This window comes from Rhizobium altiplani, assembly GCF_001542405.1.
In the GTDB taxonomy this organism is placed as follows: domain Bacteria; phylum Pseudomonadota; class Alphaproteobacteria; order Rhizobiales; family Rhizobiaceae; genus Rhizobium; species Rhizobium altiplani.
This window is the reverse complement of the sequence record NZ_LNCD01000063.1, coordinates 35914-53737: the sequence shown is the minus strand read 5'-3', so window position 1 is coordinate 53737 and position 17824 is coordinate 35914. Positions and strand designations below refer to the sequence as shown.

At 58.3% G+C, this 17824-nt stretch carries 17 protein-coding genes; 12 read left to right on the top strand and 5 right to left on the bottom strand.

Annotated features, from left to right (window positions below):
• The first annotated feature begins 59 nt into the window (after nt 1–59).
• The 5 genes from AS026_RS13505 to AS026_RS13485 are packed head-to-tail and all read left to right on the top strand — an operon-like array spanning nt 60 to nt 6274.
• Nucleotides 60–1046: an ABC transporter permease gene (locus AS026_RS13505; RefSeq protein WP_018855673.1), complete on the top strand. Its 987-nt coding sequence runs from the start codon at nt 60–62 to the stop codon at nt 1044–1046.
• Nucleotides 1043–2197: an ABC transporter permease subunit gene (locus tag AS026_RS13500; RefSeq protein WP_062369908.1), complete on the top strand. Its 1155-nt coding sequence runs from the start codon at nt 1043–1045 to the stop codon at nt 2195–2197. Before AS026_RS13505 ends, AS026_RS13500 begins: the two co-directional genes overlap by 4 nt.
• Nucleotides 2194–3894, top strand: coding sequence for an ABC transporter ATP-binding protein (locus AS026_RS13495; protein WP_062369906.1), 1701 nt, complete (start codon nt 2194–2196; stop codon nt 3892–3894). The genes AS026_RS13500 and AS026_RS13495 overlap by 4 nt, the downstream gene beginning before the upstream one ends.
• 3 nt (nt 3895–3897) lie before the next feature.
• Nucleotides 3898–5106, top strand: a complete 1209-nt coding sequence (gene manD / locus AS026_RS13490; protein ID WP_062369903.1) for a D-mannonate dehydratase ManD — start codon at nt 3898–3900, stop codon at nt 5104–5106.
• A 13-nt stretch (nt 5107–5119) separates the two neighbouring features.
• The gene (locus AS026_RS13485; protein ID WP_025658560.1) at nt 5120–6274 is read left to right on the top strand and encodes a mandelate racemase/muconate lactonizing enzyme family protein; all 1155 of its coding nucleotides are present in this window, start codon (nt 5120–5122) and stop codon (nt 6272–6274) included.
• Nucleotides 6275–6555: 281 nt separating this feature from the next.
• Here the strand turns inward: AS026_RS13485 and AS026_RS13480 are convergent, their stop codons facing one another.
• The 3 genes from AS026_RS13480 to AS026_RS13470 are packed head-to-tail and all read right to left on the bottom strand — an operon-like array spanning nt 6556 to nt 10164.
• On the bottom strand, nt 6556–7710 hold the full coding sequence (locus AS026_RS13480) for a M20 aminoacylase family protein (protein WP_062369901.1): 1155 nt from the start codon (nt 7708–7710) through the stop codon (nt 6556–6558).
• A gap of 4 nt (nt 7711–7714) precedes the next feature.
• Nucleotides 7715–8959 (bottom strand): Zn-dependent hydrolase, encoded by a 1245-nt coding sequence (locus tag AS026_RS13475; RefSeq protein WP_062369898.1) that lies wholly within the window; start codon nt 8957–8959, stop codon nt 7715–7717.
• Nucleotides 8956–10164, bottom strand: coding sequence for a diaminopropionate ammonia-lyase (locus AS026_RS13470; RefSeq protein WP_062369947.1), 1209 nt, complete (start codon nt 10162–10164; stop codon nt 8956–8958). Before AS026_RS13470 ends, AS026_RS13475 begins: the two co-directional genes overlap by 4 nt.
• A gap of 113 nt (nt 10165–10277) precedes the next feature.
• On the opposite strand from AS026_RS13470, the gene AS026_RS13465 reads away from it, so the two are divergent.
• From AS026_RS13465 to AS026_RS13455, 3 genes are all read left to right on the top strand, one after another.
• Nucleotides 10278–10760 (top strand): Lrp/AsnC family transcriptional regulator, encoded by a 483-nt coding sequence (locus AS026_RS13465; protein ID WP_062369896.1) that lies wholly within the window; start codon nt 10278–10280, stop codon nt 10758–10760.
• Between the two features lie 354 nt (nt 10761–11114).
• Nucleotides 11115–11930, top strand: coding sequence for a PDZ domain-containing protein (locus AS026_RS13460; protein ID WP_245307487.1), 816 nt, complete (start codon nt 11115–11117; stop codon nt 11928–11930).
• A 328-nt stretch (nt 11931–12258) separates the two neighbouring features.
• Nucleotides 12259–13470, top strand: a complete 1212-nt coding sequence (locus tag AS026_RS13455; protein ID WP_245307484.1) for an adenylate/guanylate cyclase domain-containing protein — start codon at nt 12259–12261, stop codon at nt 13468–13470.
• A gap of 28 nt (nt 13471–13498) precedes the next feature.
• Here the strand turns inward: AS026_RS13455 and AS026_RS13450 are convergent, their stop codons facing one another.
• Together AS026_RS13450 and AS026_RS13445 are read right to left on the bottom strand one after the other, a co-directional pair.
• Entirely contained in the window at nt 13499–13915 is a 417-nt protein-coding gene (locus AS026_RS13450) for a hypothetical protein (protein ID WP_062369894.1), read from the bottom strand.
• 330 nt (nt 13916–14245) lie between these two features.
• The gene (locus AS026_RS13445; protein ID WP_062369946.1) at nt 14246–15118 is read right to left on the bottom strand and encodes a LysR family transcriptional regulator; all 873 of its coding nucleotides are present in this window, start codon (nt 15116–15118) and stop codon (nt 14246–14248) included.
• On the opposite strand from AS026_RS13445, the gene AS026_RS13440 reads away from it, so the two are divergent.
• The 4 genes from AS026_RS13440 (at nt 15057) to panD (ending at nt 17815) form a co-directional block, all read left to right on the top strand.
• Nucleotides 15057–16115 (top strand): DMT family transporter, encoded by a 1059-nt coding sequence (locus tag AS026_RS13440; RefSeq protein WP_245307492.1) that lies wholly within the window; start codon nt 15057–15059, stop codon nt 16113–16115. The two genes, AS026_RS13445 and AS026_RS13440, sit on opposite strands and share 62 nt — an antisense overlap.
• A 166-nt stretch (nt 16116–16281) precedes the next feature.
• On the top strand, nt 16282–16479 hold the full coding sequence (locus AS026_RS41700) for a hypothetical protein (RefSeq protein WP_131815317.1): 198 nt from the start codon (nt 16282–16284) through the stop codon (nt 16477–16479).
• A gap of 35 nt (nt 16480–16514) precedes the next feature.
• A complete protein-coding gene (locus AS026_RS39890; protein ID WP_082728523.1) occupies nt 16515–16868 on the top strand; it encodes a hypothetical protein in 354 nt (117 codons plus the stop codon).
• Between the two features lie 491 nt (nt 16869–17359).
• Nucleotides 17360–17815: an aspartate 1-decarboxylase gene (panD, locus tag AS026_RS13430; protein ID WP_062369891.1), complete on the top strand. Its 456-nt coding sequence runs from the start codon at nt 17360–17362 to the stop codon at nt 17813–17815.
• Nucleotides 17816–17824 lie beyond the last annotated feature (9 nt).

Sequence of the window (17824 nt, the reverse complement as noted above, 5' to 3'; positions counted from 1 at the left end):
CGGGCCGGCGGGAAACTTCCCCCGGTCCGCCCTTCGATCCTATCGAGCGGTCAGAAATCATGCTCCGTTATATCGCCAAACGGCTGGTGTTCGCGATACCGACACTCCTTGCCGTTTCCATCATAGCCTTCATCATCATCCAACTCCCGCCTGGTGATTATCTCACGACTCTGATGGCCGACTGGGCAAGCCAGGGTGGGGCGGTCGAAGAGGGCACGGTTGCCGCCATGCGCGAGCGCTACGGTCTCGATCAACCGATGTATTTCCAATATTACAAATGGATGGCCGGGATCCTCATGCATGGCGATTTCGGGATTTCATTCGAACTCGGCAAGCCGGTTACCGAATTGATCTGGGGCCGCCTTGGCTTCTCGCTCCTCCTGTCCTTCCTGACGCTTTGCTTCGTATGGGCGATCGCCATTCCGATCGGCATCCTGTCGGCCGTGCGCCAGTATTCGATCTCCGACTATTCAGCGACCTTCCTTGCCTTCTTCTTTCTCGCCGTGCCTGACTTCCTGATGGCGCTTTCGGCGATGTACGTCATGTCGGCCTATTTCGGCCAAAGTGTCGGCGGCCTGTTTTCGCCCGCTTTCGTCGACGCGGCCTGGAGTTTTGCCAAGCTTGGCGACTTTGCCAAACACGTCTGGCTGCCCGTGCTCGTCATCGGCCTCGGCTCGCTTGCAGCGCTCGTTCGCATCATGCGCGCCAACCTGCTCGACGAATTGTCCAAACCCTATGTGACGACCGCCCGCGCCAAGGGCATGTCCGAATTCGAGCTTCTCATTCGCTACCCGGTGCGCCTTGCACTCAATCCGCTGATCTCGACGCTCGGCTGGATCCTGCCCGCCGTTATTTCGGGTGAGATCATTGTCTCGGTTGTCATGAGCTTGCCGACGACGGGACCGCTGTTGCTGCGCGCCTTGCTTGCACAAGACATGTATCTCGCTGGCTCGCTCATCCTGTTGATTTCGGTGCTTACCATTATCGGCACGCTGATTTCCGACATCCTGCTCGCCATCACTGACCCGCGGATCCGGTTCCAATGACAGACATCACTCACCTCCCGCCGGAGACCGGCACATCGATCGACCTTCACCGCAGTGATATTGCCGTTGCCGGCCAATGGCGGCTCTTCTGGCTAAAATTCAAGAAGCACAAGATCGCGCTGGCAAGCCTTGTCGTCATCGTGTTCATGTATCTCGTCGCTGCCTTCGCGGATTTCATCGCACCGTTCGATCCCAACGCGACCAATGCGCGTTTCACCTACGCCCCTCCACAGGGCATATCGCTTCTGCTGGACGGCTCCTTGCGCCCGCACGTCAATCAGCTGAAGATGACGCTGAACACAGAATCCATGCGGCGTGAGTTCACCCCGGATCCTGCCAAGCCGATCCCGGTCGGCTTTTTCGTACCTGCGGCGCAACCATACACTCTTCTTGGCTTCATCCCTATGAGGACCAAGCTCTTTGGCCTCACCAACCCGATGCCGGGAGACAGCATGTACATCTTTGGCGCAGATCGCCTCGGACGAGACATCTTCTCGCGCGTGGTCCACGGTGCCAAGATCTCCCTCTCGATCGGCCTTGTCGGGGTCTTCATGAGTCTCATCCTTGGCGTCACGATCGGCGGCATATCCGGATTTTTCGGGGGCTGGGCCGATATCGCCATCCAGCGTTTCATCGAGCTTTTGCGCTCGATCCCGACGATCCCGCTATGGATGGGGCTGGCGGCAGCAATCCCCGTTGGCTGGCCACCGCTCAGGACGTATTTCGTCATCACCCTGATCGTTTCACTGATTGGCTGGACGAGCCTGGCGCGGGAGGTGCGTGGCAAGTTTCTCTCTCTGCGCAATGAGGACTTCGTGATTGCCGCACGTCTCGACGGCATGAGCGAGCTCGGCATCATCTTCCACCATCTGGTGCCGTCCTTCATGAGCCACATCATCGCCACACTGACGCTGGCGATCCCCTCGATGATCCTGGCTGAAACCGCACTCTCGTTCCTCGGCGTCGGTCTACAGCCGCCGATCATTTCCTGGGGCGTGCTCCTTCAGGAGGCGCAGAACATCCGCGCGGTCGCTCAAGCGCCCTGGCTCCTGTTCACGCCGGCTGCCGCAATTGTCATCTCGGTGCTTTCCCTCAACTTCCTCGGCGACGGCCTCCGCGATGCCGCAGATCCCTACGAGTCGGTGTCATGACCATGAACAACGATACACTCCTCAAGGTCGATAACCTGAAAACCTACTTCCCGACGCGCACGGGTCTGTTCAAAGCGGTCGACGACGTGTCCTTCGAGCTGAAGCGCGGAAAGACACTCTGTGTTGTCGGCGAATCCGGATCCGGGAAGTCGGTTACGGCGCGCTCCATCCTGCAGATCGTCGATAAACCCGGTCGTATCGAGGATGGTTCGATCGTATTGACGCGGGGAGACGGCTCATCGGTCGATCTCGCCAAGCTCGACCCGCGCGGCAAGGAAATTCGCGGCGTTCGCGGCAAGGAGATCGCCATGATTTTCCAGGAGCCGATGAGTTCACTGTCGCCCGTCCATCGTATCGGCGCGCAGATCGGCGAAGCGCTGCGCATTCATTTCGGCATTCGCGGCAAGGCGCAGCGCGACCGCGTTCTCGAGCTGCTTCGCCAGGTCGAAATACCGCGCCCTGAAACCGCAATCGACCGCTACACTTTCGAATTCTCCGGAGGCATGCGCCAGCGGGTCATGATCGCCATGGCGCTCGCCTGCAATCCCCAGGTTCTGATCGCCGATGAGCCGACGACAGCACTGGACGTCACGACCCAGGCCGAAATTCTCGATCTGATCAAACGGCTGCAGCACAGCCACGGCATGGCCGTGCTCTTCATTACCCACGACATGGGTGTCGTTGCCGAAATCGCCGACGAAGTCTTGGTGATGTATCGGGGCAAGGTGATGGAGCGTGGCTCCGTGGAGCAGATTTTCCACGCTCCAAAGGACGACTATACGCGCCGCCTGATCGGTTCGGTCGTCAAGTTGGAGAAGAAGGCGGAAGTTCGGCTGACACGATCCGAAATCCCCGTTGGCGCGCCACCGCTACTCGCGGTCAAGAACCTCTCGCTGACTTTCCCATCCGGCCTGAAGGCAGTGGACGACGTGTCGCTGATCGTTCGTGCCGGTGAAACCCTCGGCATCGTCGGTGAATCCGGCTCGGGCAAGACGACAATGGGACGTTGCTTGCTGCGCATTTACGATCCGCAAGCCGGCGCTATGAATTACCGCCGCGCTGACGGCAGCACGGTCGATCTTTGCTCGGCCGACAAAACGACATTGAAGGATGTTCGCCACGATATCCGGATGATCTTCCAGGATCCGGTCGGTTCGCTAAGCCCACGCAAGACGGTCGGCCAGATCATTGCCGAGCCGTTGAAGCTCGCTGGCGTGAAGGGCAGATCCCTCGATGATCGGGTCTCGGAACTCATGCAGCAGGTCGGCCTCGAACCGGCTTGGCGTGAACGCTACCCGCATGCTTTTTCCGGCGGTCAGCGACAGCGTATCGGTATTGCGCGGGCAATTGCGCTCAAGCCGCGGCTGATCGTTGCCGATGAGGCAACCTCGGCACTCGATGTGTCGTTGCGCTCACAAATGCTTGACCTCATGATGAAGTTGCAGGACGAGCTCGGTCTCTCCTACGTCTTCATCTCGCACGATATATCGGTTATCCGCTACATGTGCGACCGCGTTGCTGTGATGTATCGCGGCAAGATCGTCGAGGCGGGCGAGACCGATCAGGTCGTCAACAATCCGGCGCATGACTACACCCGCGCGCTGCTCTCCGCCATTCCTCATCCCGACCCGCGCAACCGGCGCATTCACAACCGGTTCCGCTACGACCCCGCACGTACAGTTTCAGCCAACGGATAAGTCATGAAAATTACCGACGTCAAAATCATTGTCTGCTCGCCCGGGCGCAATTTCGTCACCGTCAAGATCTTCACCGACGAGGGCCTGACAGGGGTCGGCGACGCAACCCTGAACGGTCGTGAAAAGGCCGTCGTAGCCTATCTTCAGGATCATCTTGCACCATTACTCATCGGCCGCGATCCAAGCCGCATCGAGGATATCTGGCAGTATTTCTACAAGGGAGCCTATTGGCGCCGCGGTCCTGTGACGATGGCGGCGATCGCCGGTATCGATACCGCACTTTGGGACATCAAGGCGAAAGCCGCCAACATGCCGCTTTACCAGCTGCTGGGCGGCGCCAGTCGCGAGAAGGTGCTGTGCTACACACACGCGCAGGGCACTGATATTGCCGAAGCGGTCGAAGCGGTCGGCAAGCGAATTAAGCAGGGCTACAAGGCGATCCGCGTTCAGGTCGGCATTCCCGGTCTGCCTGACGTCTATGGCACCGGCAAGAAGTCGGTCACCAACAACGCTGCAGACGATGCCATTCCTCACGAGGAAACATGGTCCACGTCGAAATATCTGCGCTATGTTCCCGAACTCTTCAAGGCGGTCCGCGAGGCGCATGGCTGGGACATTGAGCTCCTGCATGACAGCCACCACCGCCTCACGCCGATCGAAGCAGCGCGGTTGGGTAAAGATCTCGAATTTGCACGGCTCTTCTGGTTGGAAGACACGGTGGCGGCCGAGTATCAGGAGGGCTTCCGTCTGATCCGCAAACACACCACGACACCGCTCGCCGTGGGGGAAGTCTTCAACACCATCTGGGACGCGCGGCTGTTGATGGAAGAGCAGCTGATCGACTACATCAGGACGACCACGGTACATGCCGGCGGTGTGACCGCCCAAAGGCGCATCATGGATTTCGCCAGCGTCTACAATGTCCGCACTGCCTGCCACGGCGCAATGGACATGTCGCCGATCTGCCTCGGCGCCAACCTGCATCTCGACCTCTGGGTGCCGAATTTCGGCATCCAGGAATATTCGGGCTACCTGCCGGAAATCCTTGAGGTGTTCCCGAGTGCCTGGAGCCTGGATGACGGTTATCTCCATCCGGGCGATGCGATCGGCCACGGTGTCGATATCGATGAAAAGCTTGCCGAGAAATATCCATATCAGCGCGCCTATCTGCCTGTGAACCGTCTCGAAGACGGCACGCTCTGGCACTGGTAACCGGAGAACGGACATGAAGATCACAGCAATCAAGAGCTACGCCGTCAAGGTTGGCATTCGCAACCAGCTTCTGGTGAAGGTCGAGACCGATGACGGGATTTTCGGCTGGGGCGAAAGTGGACTCTCGGGCCGCGAGAAGGCGGTCGTCGGTGCGCTGGAACATTATGCGGAATTCTTGCGTGGCCGCGACCCGTTCAAGATCGGAGCGCTCTGGCAGGAGATGTATCGCAGCCAGTATTTCGAGGGCGGTCGCGTATTGCAGGCCGCGATCTCGGCGATCGACATCGCGCTCCACGACATCAAGGGCAAAGCGCTTGGCGTGCCCGTCTACGAGTTGCTCGGCGGCAAGCAGCGCGACCGGATACCGACCTTTGCGACGACCTTCGCGGAGCCGGGGCCAGCGATGATCGAGCAGGCACAGATGCTGGTCGAGCATGGATGGAGGGCCATGCGACTTTCACCCTCGGGTCACGAGCACAAGGAGATTTACGAGCCCCGCGAACATATCGCGATGACAGCGAAATGGTGCGTCAAAGCTCGGGAAACACTGGGCGAGGAAATCGTGCTGGGCATCGACTATCACCACCGCCTGACGGTCGCTGAAGCGGCAAGCTTCTGCCAGAAGATGCCGAAGGGCACACTCGACTTCCTCGAGGAGCCGATCCGCGACGAAACACCGGGCGCCTACGAGGCGCTGCGTCGAATGACCGATGTTCCGTTTGCGATCGGCGAGGAGTTCTCGTCGAAGTGGCAGTTCCTGCCCTTCATCGAGCGCGACATTCACCAGTTCAATCGCCTTGATGTCTGTAATGTCGGCGGTCTGACTGAATCGATGAAGGTCGCCGGCTGGAGCGAGGCTCACTATGTCGACATGATGCCGCACAATCCACTCGGCCCGGTTTGCACGGCTGCCACGATCCACTTCTGCGCCGCTGTTGCGAATTTTGCCTGGTTGGAAACGCGGGCGAGCCCCGCGGAGACGCATCTGGGCTTTGACAATTCTGACTTCTTTCCGGTCCAGCCACGGCTTGAGGCTGCCTGCTATCCAGTTTCCGATGCGCCAGGCCTCGGGGTCGAAGTGAACGAGGAGTTGATTGCCAGGCAGAGTTTTGAATTCTGGGAGGCGCCTCATCTGAAACGCCGGGATGGCTCGGTGACGAATTGGTGAGAAAGGGAAGCGAGCCGACTTGAACGGGCTAGAAATTGCGCGCTGGGTTCATCGTTCCTCGCACATGGCGCAAAGCGCACTTTTCACCGATCCTTTCTCGGTCCAGGCAGAGAACGACCGCAGGGCATTTGGCTCGATTTTTGGGATTGAGGTCGCCCGTGTTGGGCTCGGAAAGACCAGCGGGCCAACGTCACTTCGTCGCACGTTGCGATGATCGTCTAGTGTGGCAAGGCGCTAGATCCTGGATGGCGAAAATTTGCCTGCAACTGCCGTCGCTTTGGTCAATTTGCCAGGCGTCGACGCGTTATTGCCACATGAAATCGCATGCCATGGACAAGGCCGTTGTCATTGAAGTCATAATTCGGATTGTGGAGAGGAGCCGATGTCTCGCCATTGCCGAGGAAGACGAAGCACCCAGGCACCCGGCTGAGGAACTGTGCGAAATCTTCTGATCCCGTCATCGGTTTTGATGCGACCCTTGCATTCGACGCGCCATATAATTCCACCGCCACGGCCATGGCTTCGTCAGCCAAGGCGGTGTCGTTCATGAGTGGAACGAATTCACGCGTGTAACGGACATCGGCCTCGACATTATAGGCAAGCGCAGTGCCTTGCGCGATAATCCGCATCTGCTGCTCGATGCGCTCGCTGATCTCCCTGCGGAAGCTGCGGGCATCACCGAGAATGCGTGCCATGCCGGGCAGGGCATTCCTGGTACCGTCGGTGATGAGCTCAGTGACGGATACGACGCCGATGTCGGCCGGGTCGATGCGGCGCGCGACGATCGTCTGCAGATTGGTGACGATGGCGCAGGCGGCGACCAGGACTTCGCTGCCCCAGTGCGGTCGGGCGGCGTGTCCCCCGACGCCCTTGAGCGTGATCTCGAAATTGTCCTCCGCCGACATGAATTCTTCGGGTTTTGTCTCGAAATAACCAACAGGAAGACCCGGCATATTGTGGATGCCATAGATTTCATCAAACGGATATTTCTCGAAAAGACCATCGGACATCATCGCGAGTGCGCCTTTACCCCATTCCTCGGCCGGCTGGAAAATGAAGCGGACCGTTCCGTCGAAACCGCCTTCTGCGGCAAGCATCTTCGCGGCTCCGAGGAGCATAGCGGTGTGACCGTCGTGACCACAGGCGTGCATGAGCCCACAGTTGCGGGATTTATGTTGCATGTCACCCTGCTCGGTGATGCGCAGGGCGTCCATGTCGGCTCGCAAGGCGATGGCGCGGTTGCCGGTCCCTCGCTTGAGGGTTCCGACAACCCCGGTACCACCGACGCCTTCGGCGACCTCATCGAGGCCAAATGTTCTAAGTTTGTCGGCGACAAACGCAGCCGTGGCTTGCTCCGCAAAACCGAATTCTGGATTGGCATGGAGGTGTCGCCGCCACTCACTCATTTCGGCATGGAGCGTCTCAATGTCGGTCATCAGATCAGTTCTCCGGTGCGGTGAGATTGCGGACCACGTCAAGCAACACATTGGCTCCTGCCACCAGATCGGTGTCGGGCGTGAATTCCTTGGGATTATGGCTGATGCCGCCGATACTGGGTACGAAAATCATCCCCGAGGGTGCGATCCTGGCGATCATCTGAGCATCGTGCCCTGCACCGGAAGTCATCCTTTTCGATTTCAATCCGCGGGCCGTCGCAGCCTCCACGACCGCCGCCACAATGCCGCTGTCGAAAGTCACCGGCTGAAATCTTGCCAGACATTTCGTGGTGATTGTAACCTGCTCATCGTCTGCAATCGTATCGAGGTATGTTGCCAAGGCAGCTTCTTCCGCCAACAATTTCTCCTCATCGGGATCGCGCAGGTCAACCGTGAATGTCGCTTTCGAGGGGATCACGTTGATTGCGTTTGGCTCGAACTCCATGCACCCGACTGTGGCGACGGTAGGGGTATTCGAGGCCGTCGCCCGGTCGCGCAGAAAGGTGATGACACGCGCTGCTGCCAAGCCGGCATCGCGGCGCATGGAAATGGGTGTCGTGCCGGCATGGTTGGCATCTCCTTCGATGGTTACTCGCTGCCAGGAAATGCCCTGCAGGTTCTCGACGGCCCCCACCGGGGTCTCCTCGCGCTCGAGGATCGGCCCTTGTTCAATGTGGAGTTCGATATAGGCGTGCGGTTGCAGGAAGCCGGGCTGATGTGGTCCGGCATAGCCAATTCTGGCAAGCTCCTCGCCAAGGACAGATCCATCGGTGCCCACGGTGGCAAGCGCTTCATCGGCATCAAGTCCGCCGACATGGACCAGCGACCCCATCATGTCAGGCGCATAGCGCACGCCTTCTTCGTTGGTAAATGCAGCAATCGCGATAGGTCGGCTTGGATTGAAGCCCTCTGATTTCAGAGTTTCTACGACTTCCAGTCCCGAAAGGACACCGTAACAGCCGTCAAGCACCCCTGCATTGATCACAGTATCGATATGAGACCCCAGCATCAGCGGTTTTGCTGTATCGTCGGCCTGTATCGGCGCCCAGATGCCGAAGATGTTGCCGATGCGATCGACTGCGACATCGAGCCCGGCTTCCTGCATCCAGGCGATCAAGCGATCCCGGCCGTCCTTGTCCGCGTCGGACGCCGCAAGCCTGACAAGGCGGCCATCCTTGTCCCTGCCGATGGAGCCGAGTTCACGCAGACGTCCGAGCAAGCGTTCCTCGTTTACCGATGATCCAGTCATGCCGCCGCCCCTGCGTTTCTCGACAAAACTGATCCGGGTGCTTCCCCGACAATCGCCTCATACTTGAGCGGATCGGTCGCTCCTTCGGTGTTGATCACAAGGACGCGCGATTGATCTCCAAGCCGCAAATGAGCCTTGATATGCCGATCACCGATGGCCCTGATCAATCCCGCCAGGCCAACGCCACCGCTTTCGCCCGCCACGACGGCGGGGTCTCCCCCGACCGGATGGGCCAGCCTCTTCATGACGGTGACTGCGTCCTGTTCGTCTACGGTCATGAACGCGTCTGCCACACGCGAGAGGATGCGCCAGGCTACCAGGGACGGCTGGTAGCATTCGAGCATGGCCATGATTGTCGGCTCACCGTGGTCGACCGTCACCGGATGCCCGGCCCTGGCGCTCTCGACAATGCATGCTGCACGTTCGGGATCAACAACTGTGAAGATCGGGCGTGTGTCCCCCATGACAAGCGCGAGATGGCCGGCTGCTGCAGCAGCGATGCCGCCAACCCCTGACTGAACGAAAACATGGGTCGGTGGATCCTGCAACTCCCGGAGCGCCTCGCGGAATATCGCGGTGTAGCCCTGCATTACAAGGCTTGGAATGCGCTCATAGCCAGGCCATGACGTATCCGACACGATTGTCCAGCCACGCTCGATCGCAACCCTGGATGCTTCCCTGACAGAGTCGTCGTAGGTTCCCTCGACGCGGCGCACGTCGGCGCCAAATCCTGCGATAGCCGCCACCCGTTGGTCGCTGACGCCCGAGTGAACGAAAATCACGGCACGTGCGCCGACGGTCTGCGCCCCCTGGGCCACGGAACGTCCGTGGTTGCCGTCGGTGGCACAGGCAACCGTCATGGTTTTTGCCAGGGCCAGGACCTCCGGTGAACGAAGTTCAGTTACATCGACTTGCCTGGAAAGGCGTTTGCTTGCCTCCTCGAGCACAAGACGCATCACCGCGTAGGCACCGCCAAGCGCCTTGAAGCTGCCAAGGCCGAGCCGGAAGCCTTCGTCCTTCATATGGATGCTCGACACCCCGAGTTTGCGGGCAAGGCCGCCGAGGGACACCAAGGGCGTCTTCGCGTTGTTTTGGCGGTGCGACAGGAACCTCTCGACCTCCGCGGCAGCCACCGGGCCAAGAGCTTCCGCGTCCCGTGGGTCCAGTGGAGACTTGTAGGCGCTATTCGAATTTATGAGAAACATGGGGGCCTCGCTCGGGTTCGAGGTGAAAATATATTGCATTGCCTCCGCATCGTGCGCTGAATATTGGGGTCTGATTTGCAAGTTTGTTTCGTCCAAGGGGAGAGCGAAGAAGTATGGGTGCGTTGTCGCAGAAGATCATTTTGGATGACTTCGACCGCAAAATCCTCGCCCTCCTCCAGAGGGACAACCTCACGCCGCAGAGGATGATCGGCGAAGCCGTCAATCTGTCGGCTCCAGCCGTTCAGCGCCGGATCAAGAAGATGACGGAAGCCGGTGTGATCAAGGCAAATGTTGCGATCGTCGATCCCGCAGCGCTGGGGCATCCGATCACAATCTTCGTTGAAGTGGAGGTGATCAGCGAGACCGCGGAGCAAATCGAAAGCGCCAAGCGGGAATTCGCGGCGACCCCCGAAATCCAGCAATGCTACTATGTGACGGGCGAAGCGGATTTTGTCCTCGTCGTCGTCGTACCATCCATGAAGGAATATGAATCCCTGACCCGGCGGCTCTTTTTCGGAAACAATAACGTCAAACGTTTCCGGACGTTTGTCGCGATGGACCGCATCAAGGCTGGACTGGAAGTCCCGGTTCCGTGAATTCGGCAAAACTCGTGCAGCGGGGATCAGGACAACGAGGCAGTCGGAGGTCGTCTGGCTTGGCTGTGGGCGGTCAACGGCGACCGCACCGTCTTGGAGGTGACCGCCCCTTGTGGCGAAAACCTTGCGACCGGGGCGGATGGTGAAGCACCAGATTCCTAAAGGCTAATACATCGCTCCAGTTGCAAAAGCTTTCCATCAAGTAATAAACTATTTTGGTACATTACTTATTGGCAATGAAATTGTAATATACTTTTAATTTGCAAACATAATTGGCTGGCTTCATATCCTGACCAAGCGTTGAGCTTCACTGAGAGGCTTTACGCGGTGAAGCAATTTAATAGGACTAGAATCGTGACAAGCATTGTCAATCGCCGCAGAACTGCGGCTCTTCTGGGCGTGGCCATTATGATCGGCGCGGCCTCCATTTCCCTCGAAACGTCATCTGCATTTGCCGCATCCGCAATTCCCGCCGATCAGGCGAAGGTGGTTGTCGCAAATTCTCAGAACGCCGGTTCCGTCGATCACGGCTACCTCGGTGTCCAGATCCAGCCGGTGACGCAGGAAGTTGCGAACGCGATCGATCTGGCAAATCCGGCTGGTGCGCTTGTTGCAAACGTCTCGAAAGACTCGCCCGCCGCTCGGGCCGGTATCAAGCAGGGCGACGCCATTACTGCGGTTGGCGAAAAGCCGGTGTCGACACCGAAGGACCTGTCGCAGCTCGTGGCGGATCTTACCCCTGGTGACAAGAAAACCGTTACGGTCTGGCGTTTTGGCAAGAGCGTCGACCTCACGGTCGAGATCGGCAGCAGCGATGACGGAATGGCTAAGCTTGCTGCTCCCAAAGGCTCAGAACAGGCAATCCCAGCCGGTCCGCGGATTGGTGTCGCACTTGTCGACCTGACGCCGGAAGTTCGTGAGCGGCTGGACCTCTCCCAGGACGTCCAAGGTGCGGTCGTTGCCAATGTATCGCCTGACAAACCGGCAGCCTCGGCGGGGCTGAAAGCCGGTGACGTCATTCTGTCGGTCAATGACAAGACAATCCAGAATGCCAGTGGAGCCAAGAACGCAGTTGCGGATGTTGCGAAGGCCAAGAAGAAGTCAGTGCTGCTGCTGATACAGCGCGGCAATAACACGACCTTCGTAGCCGTGCCGTTCACGACGGCTTAACCGGCAGACTGGGGCCGACGCGACAGACGCGTCGGCCTTTTTGCTTTGGCCGACCGCGCAGCCATTAGCAAACCGCGCGACCCGCCAATCAATCTCGCGAAGAGACGCGCATCCCTATGAGGCGGAAGCAATAGGCGAGGAAACCTGGTTCTAGCCTTCCACGACTGTAAACCAAGGGCCCGCACGCGCGGAGAACTTTCGAAGGGTGGCTTCTATGACCACCCGCCTCGTCGGAAAGCCTCCTTTTTTTCCTTTGGATTTCGTTTGCCTTCTCGACCGGGCATCCAGTGCCAGCCTATGGTGGATGCGCGATGATGGAGGATTTTTAGTGCAGGGTTTGCAGGAGCTGATCGACTGGATCATCGGGGAGGGCCTATCCAGCCGGAGCGTCGAGCAGATCATGGAGGGACTTGGGCCAAGATTGGTCGCTTTAGGTTTTCCGATTGTCCGCGCCTCGATTGCAATGCCATCCATCGACCCGATGCAGAAGGGATTTTCGGTCGCTTGGTCGCCACACTCGGTCATGTCCGTTGACATCCAAGGGCATGATGACGCGGGACAGGAGATGTTCGAGCGCTCACCGATCTTCCATCTGCTGTCGAATAACCTTCTCTACGGCCGGTGGAGCCTGCCGCCGAACGAAACCAATAGCTTTCCGTTGTTCGACGAATTGGCACAGCTCGGCGCGACTGAGTACTTGATCAAGCTTGCGGAGTTTCCTGGAGAGACTGCCCTTGGTGGCGTGGGCTTCTCGATAGCAGTCGATGGACCCGGCGGATTTTCAGAACAGCAAATTGCAGACGTCGAACGCCTGATGCCCGCGTTGGCACTGACTTGCTGCCGAGTTGCAACCACCCGCGTTGCGACCGACATGCTTGCCGTCTACACCGGGACGCGAACCAGTGGCCGCATTCTCAGCGGACAGACCCGTCGGGGAGATGGCGCCTCGATATACGCAGCAATCCTGCTCGCCGATCTAAAAGACTTCACGTCCTTGAACGAACGGTGGCCACCGGAGCGGATCGTCGGCTGGCTGAACGAACACTTTGAGGCGATCGCCGGGCCGGTGGAGGAGAATGGTGGCGAGATCCTCAAGTTTATGGGTGATAGCCTGCTGGCGATTTTCCCTGCTGACATCGACGATCCCTCCGAGGCTTGTGGCCGTGCTTTGTCGTCGGCTCGGATGGCCGTGAAAGCCAATCAATTGCTGAATGCAAGGCGCAACGATGAAGAGGAGCCGCAGCTGTTGGTCGATATCGCTCTGCACGTTGGCGAGGTTTTCTACGGCAACATAGGCGCCTCCCGCCGCCTCGATTTCACGGCGATCGGCCGCGCAGTCAACGAAGCGGCCCGGATCGAGAAAGTTGCAGATACGGTCGGCTACAGCCTTCTGGCATCAAGGCCATTCGCAGCACAGGTACCGAAAGGGTTTAGGAATGTTGGTTCATTCGTGCTTAAGGGGTGTAGCAGAGCCAGCGGACGTATACGCATGGACGGGCTGATAGGCCTGACAGTTTATCGCCCATCTTCCGCGGTATGACGATTAACTTCCAAGTGTGAGAGCCACCCTAGATTGGCGGATGGATGACGTTCACACCGGGCCTGCCTTTAGGCCCGTTCAGTAGGCTGTCTGCTGGGTGTCGCCCCCCATTGGTCTGCTGAAGCACGAGTATCGCCTCACCGAAAACCTCCCGGCGCCGGAGTGTTCGCGCGTTTGCCGCGCGTGTCCTTTCCACCTCTGACATTGTGGTTGCGTCGGCTAGCGAAGCCTCGTTTTCCACCATGTCGATCAGCAGGTTGCGCATCACTCCGTTCTCTTCCCGCAGGCGGTGCAGCTCGGCGCTTATTGGGGATGTCGACAGCTTACGCTCAATCGTTTCCTCAATTGCCTTTTCGACCAACCGGGTCTTTGCGGCGTAGAAACGTCCGACGAAGTATGTGCTGGTCAAAATGCAAAAGGTGAGGGCGAGAGTTAGGTATAGCATCCGTCAGGCTCCAATCATCACTTTGAGATTGTGATTTTGAACGCCGTTTTCAATAAGGCGTGGCAATCGCTGGAAGGCAATCGGTGCTCTGACCTGACGATGACCGGGTGGTCACCGGTCATCACAAAAGTTGCGCCGAAGCGACCATGTCTCACACGCTTCTTGAGGCTTTGGTCAAAAGGCAGGCGGGTCCATCATGTCATGGTTATCGATGGTCCTTCGATCACGTTGTGGTTAAACACTCCAGCCCCATCGGAAAAAGCCGCCATCGAGCCACAGCACCTCTCGGGGGCGTCATCCCGGCGCCATGCTGCCAACGGACAAGGAAAATCAAGGCTGGAAATTCAACACTTGAAGGACCTCGCTGTGCATAGCGTCGACCGCCGCAGAGCGCTTAGAGTCTTTGCTGCGAACCAAGGCTACCTCCATTTTAGGCAGCTCCGGCAGACCATGGCGAGTATCCAGTAACTTCAAATGACTGGGAACGCTGGATCGTGCGAGCGCGGCAACGGCCAAACCTGCCTCTACTACCGCCAACTGCCCCGTCAGGTTATGTGAACTATAGACGACACGGTAGTCACGCCCAAGTGCCGCGATGCCTGCCAAAACTTCGCCACGGAAGCGGTTTCCCAGTTCGTGCAAAGCCAAGGGCAGTGGGTTTTTCCGCCACGCCTCATGTTGGTCTGACGCAACCCACACCAAGGGTTCGTAGAAAAGGAATATGCCGCGATTTGGCTCCCCTCGGGTCGCCATATCGCGTGTCACGAGTGCCAAATCCAAATCACCACGGTCGATCCTTGGCAATAGCGAACTCGACGGCTCGCAAACGACTGATATTTCAACCTCAGCGAAACGGTTGGCGAAGGTCCGCAAAATTGGCGCGAAGTAACTCGCGACGTAGTCGTCGGGGACACCGACGGCGACCTTCCCAGAAACCGTTGATCCGCGCATCGCGATCTGGGCGCGGCCGTGCAATTCGATCAGTTGGCGGGCGTAAGCGAGTAAATCGAACCCGGGAGGCGTCAGAGACAGGTGGCGTGGCCCCCGGTTTAGCAAAGAACTCCCTACGCATTCCTCGAGCTTCTTGAGTTGCATACTAACTGCCGACTGGGAACGGGAAACCTGACGGGATGCTGCCGTGATGGAGCCCGTGTCGACAACCGCCACGAAGGTTCTAAGCCAATCAATCTGGAGATCGTTCATCTCACCGACCATTCGATTATCGAATGATGCTTGTAACAGATATTCGCTTTTCTGGATATCGATCCAGCGCCATTATTTTCCAATGAACACACGGGGTCTCACATCACTTGCAACATCTGCCGGTCTGGCCGTCCCGGGTGACGCGCAGGAACGCCAGGGCACGATCCTTATGGTCCTCGGCGGGCTGATCCTTGGGACGGTCGGCATCTTCGTGCTCCAGGCGAACCAAGACCCGCTCACTACGGTAGCATTCCGATGCTTTTTTGGGTTTCTTGCTCTGCTTTCCTGGGGCGTGTTGAGTGGGCGGTTGGCTGAAATCAGGCTGCAGGCACGGGACCTACTCGGCGCTGTCGCGACGGGCGTTCTGATGATAATTAGCTGGGCGCTCCATTTCGCCGCGATTCCACGTACGTCGATCGGCGTTTCCACTGTCGTATTCCACATCCAGCCATTCTGGACGATGGCGCTCGGTGTGTGGCTTCTTCGGGAAAAGGTGTCCCGAAAGCAGGTGGGCGCGGCGCTCCTGGCATTCGCGGGATTGGTGCTGACGACCGACGTGATGGGTACGGGCGCGCGGCATCAAGAGTATTTCTATGGTTTGCTGATGAGCCTGTCGGGCTCGTTTGTCTACGCCTGGGTTCCATTGCTGACGAAGGTGATGAGATCCGTAAGTTCATTCGCCCTCGCTTGGTGGCAGTGTCTAGTTGGCACTGTCCTTACATTTTGGTGGCCAGTTCTACACGGGTGGCCCAGCCATTGGGACACAATTGCCTGGCTAGCAGGGCTAGGTGCGATCCATACGGGTCTTGCCTATGTCGTAATGTTTGCCGGGTTTGCTCGCCTAAGCACCGGTCGAACTGCCGCACTGCAGTTTGTATATCCCATGACGGCTTTTGTGATCGATTGGAAGATTTACGGCCATTCGCTTTCACTCGTTCAAATGACCGGACTTGCTTTGATGGCTATTGCAATCTGGTCTGTCAAAAGCAGCCGCTAGGTCGAGAGGTCGGTTGGTGCTTGCATCGTTTCGACATCGGGATGCGGCGGAGCGGTGGATCACGGCCCACAGCAGGCGGGAGAGGGTAGTTGCGATCACACGCAGCTAATACTCCGCTCACCTCATAGAGCCTGCGTTTGGAATCGCCCCACTCGGACCGGAATTCATGCTGGAATACCCGCCGCTCTCCACCGCGAACGAGCAGATGCTGCCGGAAGCCCTTTCTCTGTTCGTCGACCGCTTAGAGGGTGGCGAAAACCTCTCGTCGGGGTGGAGCAAGCTTATTCCGCCCGGCTGGTCCAACCGGATCCCGGAGCTCTTGCGCACAGGATATGGAATTGTTCGTTCTCCATCTTGGGCGTAAAATGCGATGTTCTGAACGATCGGGGGGAGGGTCAGATGACCGCGTCGTCGTTCACAATGATAGCTGCAACCATCCTCATCGGTGCAACGTCGAGTATTTCTTCCGACGCGCACGACGCCGTGTCCGGCTGGACCTACCCTCCAGCTTGCTGCAGGGGGCGTGGCCAGGGTGGCGACTGCGATGCTATTCCGCGCGAACGCGTTCGAAAGATGCGCGGTGGCTTCTCAATTATCCTGCATCCGGGCGACCACTTCCTCGCCAAACGACCACACACGTTTTTCGTGCCCTACGGCGACGAGTTGCCTTCGGGAGACGGGGAGTTTCATGTCTGTCTTCACCCTAACGAAGATTACCTCAACTGCTTCTTCGCACCACCCCAGAGCATCTAGCAAAGCGCACCTCTGCTTGCTGAGGGAGGGCACCCGAGCCTCATGGTGGTCGGGTGCGTTCATCCTTAGACACCTCGAAGAACAAATCCTTCAAGAGCCCTCCAGATGGCTTCTTTGGCCTCCCCTGAATTTGCGATAGGTGGATCCATAGTAGCGCCCAGTTACGCGGGATCTTGCGCATGTCTCGATGAGGGCGTGAGGCGAGGTCAACGATCATCGCTCAAACGGAAAGTGTTTCGAGTTGCTGAGCGGCAAGCAAACTGGCGCCCGCCGACTAAGCGCGTTGGTATGCGCAATAATTACCCAACCGTACCCAAACGACATATTCTGGCCTGTTAACGACGCCTCCAATCCGATAGCACCCACTTAATTAGCTGGTGGAAGTTATTTCTTGAGTCTCTGACGCGAGCCTCCAAATTCCGACGGCTGCTTTACAGTGCCGGACTGCCGACAGCGGTCGGAGCGGGCAAGACCGATAGCGAGGGCGCAAAATGCGAAAATTGGTGGCCGGGAAGCTCCATGGGATCCACGTGACCGAGGCAAATCTCAATTACCACGGATCGATCACACTCGACCCCGCTCACTGCGAAGAGGCCGGGATCCTTCCGATGGAGTTTGTTGAAATCTGGAACAAGAACTCCGGCGCCCGCATCTCCACATACGTCATATTAGGTGTGCGCGGATCCAGATGCTGCGTGCTAAACGGTGCCGCCGCCCGCACATGCCAGCCTGGGGACCAGATTATCATCTGCAATTCGATCTATCTCGCCGAGCACAAGATCACGGAACTCAAGCCCAAGGTTCTCACCTTTGACGCCCAAAACAACGTCGTCGACAGGCTGACCTACTCCGTATCGTGCGACGAAGACAATCGTTACCGGTTCGAAATTCTTGACGACAACGCGAAGCCCCTCTCCGTGCCACTGCTCGTGTCCGGCGCTTCTTAAAGATTTTCG

Coding starts and splice junctions, on each gene's coding strand:
- AS026_RS13450 (WP_062369894.1), bottom strand. CDS start 13,915: ATGCTATACCTAACTCTCGCCCTCACCTTTTGCATTTTGACCAGCACA.
- manD (WP_062369903.1), top strand. CDS start 3,898: ATGAAAATTACCGACGTCAAAATCATTGTCTGCTCGCCCGGGCGCAAT.
- AS026_RS13505 (WP_018855673.1), top strand. CDS start 60: ATGCTCCGTTATATCGCCAAACGGCTGGTGTTCGCGATACCGACACTC.
- AS026_RS13475 (WP_062369898.1), bottom strand. CDS start 8,959: ATGACTGGATCATCGGTAAACGAGGAACGCTTGCTCGGACGTCTGCGT.
- AS026_RS41700 (WP_131815317.1), top strand. CDS start 16,282: ATGCTGGAATACCCGCCGCTCTCCACCGCGAACGAGCAGATGCTGCCG.
- AS026_RS13495 (WP_062369906.1), top strand. CDS start 2,194: ATGACCATGAACAACGATACACTCCTCAAGGTCGATAACCTGAAAACC.
- AS026_RS13470 (WP_062369947.1), bottom strand. CDS start 10,164: ATGTTTCTCATAAATTCGAATAGCGCCTACAAGTCTCCACTGGACCCA.
- AS026_RS13480 (WP_062369901.1), bottom strand. CDS start 7,710: ATGACCGACATTGAGACGCTCCATGCCGAAATGAGTGAGTGGCGGCGA.
- AS026_RS13440 (WP_245307492.1), top strand. CDS start 15,057: ATGGAGCCCGTGTCGACAACCGCCACGAAGGTTCTAAGCCAATCAATC.
- AS026_RS13485 (WP_025658560.1), top strand. CDS start 5,120: ATGAAGATCACAGCAATCAAGAGCTACGCCGTCAAGGTTGGCATTCGC.
- AS026_RS13500 (WP_062369908.1), top strand. CDS start 1,043: ATGACAGACATCACTCACCTCCCGCCGGAGACCGGCACATCGATCGAC.
- AS026_RS13465 (WP_062369896.1), top strand. CDS start 10,278: ATGGGTGCGTTGTCGCAGAAGATCATTTTGGATGACTTCGACCGCAAA.
- panD (WP_062369891.1), top strand. CDS start 17,360: ATGCGAAAATTGGTGGCCGGGAAGCTCCATGGGATCCACGTGACCGAG.
- AS026_RS13445 (WP_062369946.1), bottom strand. CDS start 15,118: ATGAACGATCTCCAGATTGATTGGCTTAGAACCTTCGTGGCGGTTGTC.
- AS026_RS39890 (WP_082728523.1), top strand. CDS start 16,515: ATGACCGCGTCGTCGTTCACAATGATAGCTGCAACCATCCTCATCGGT.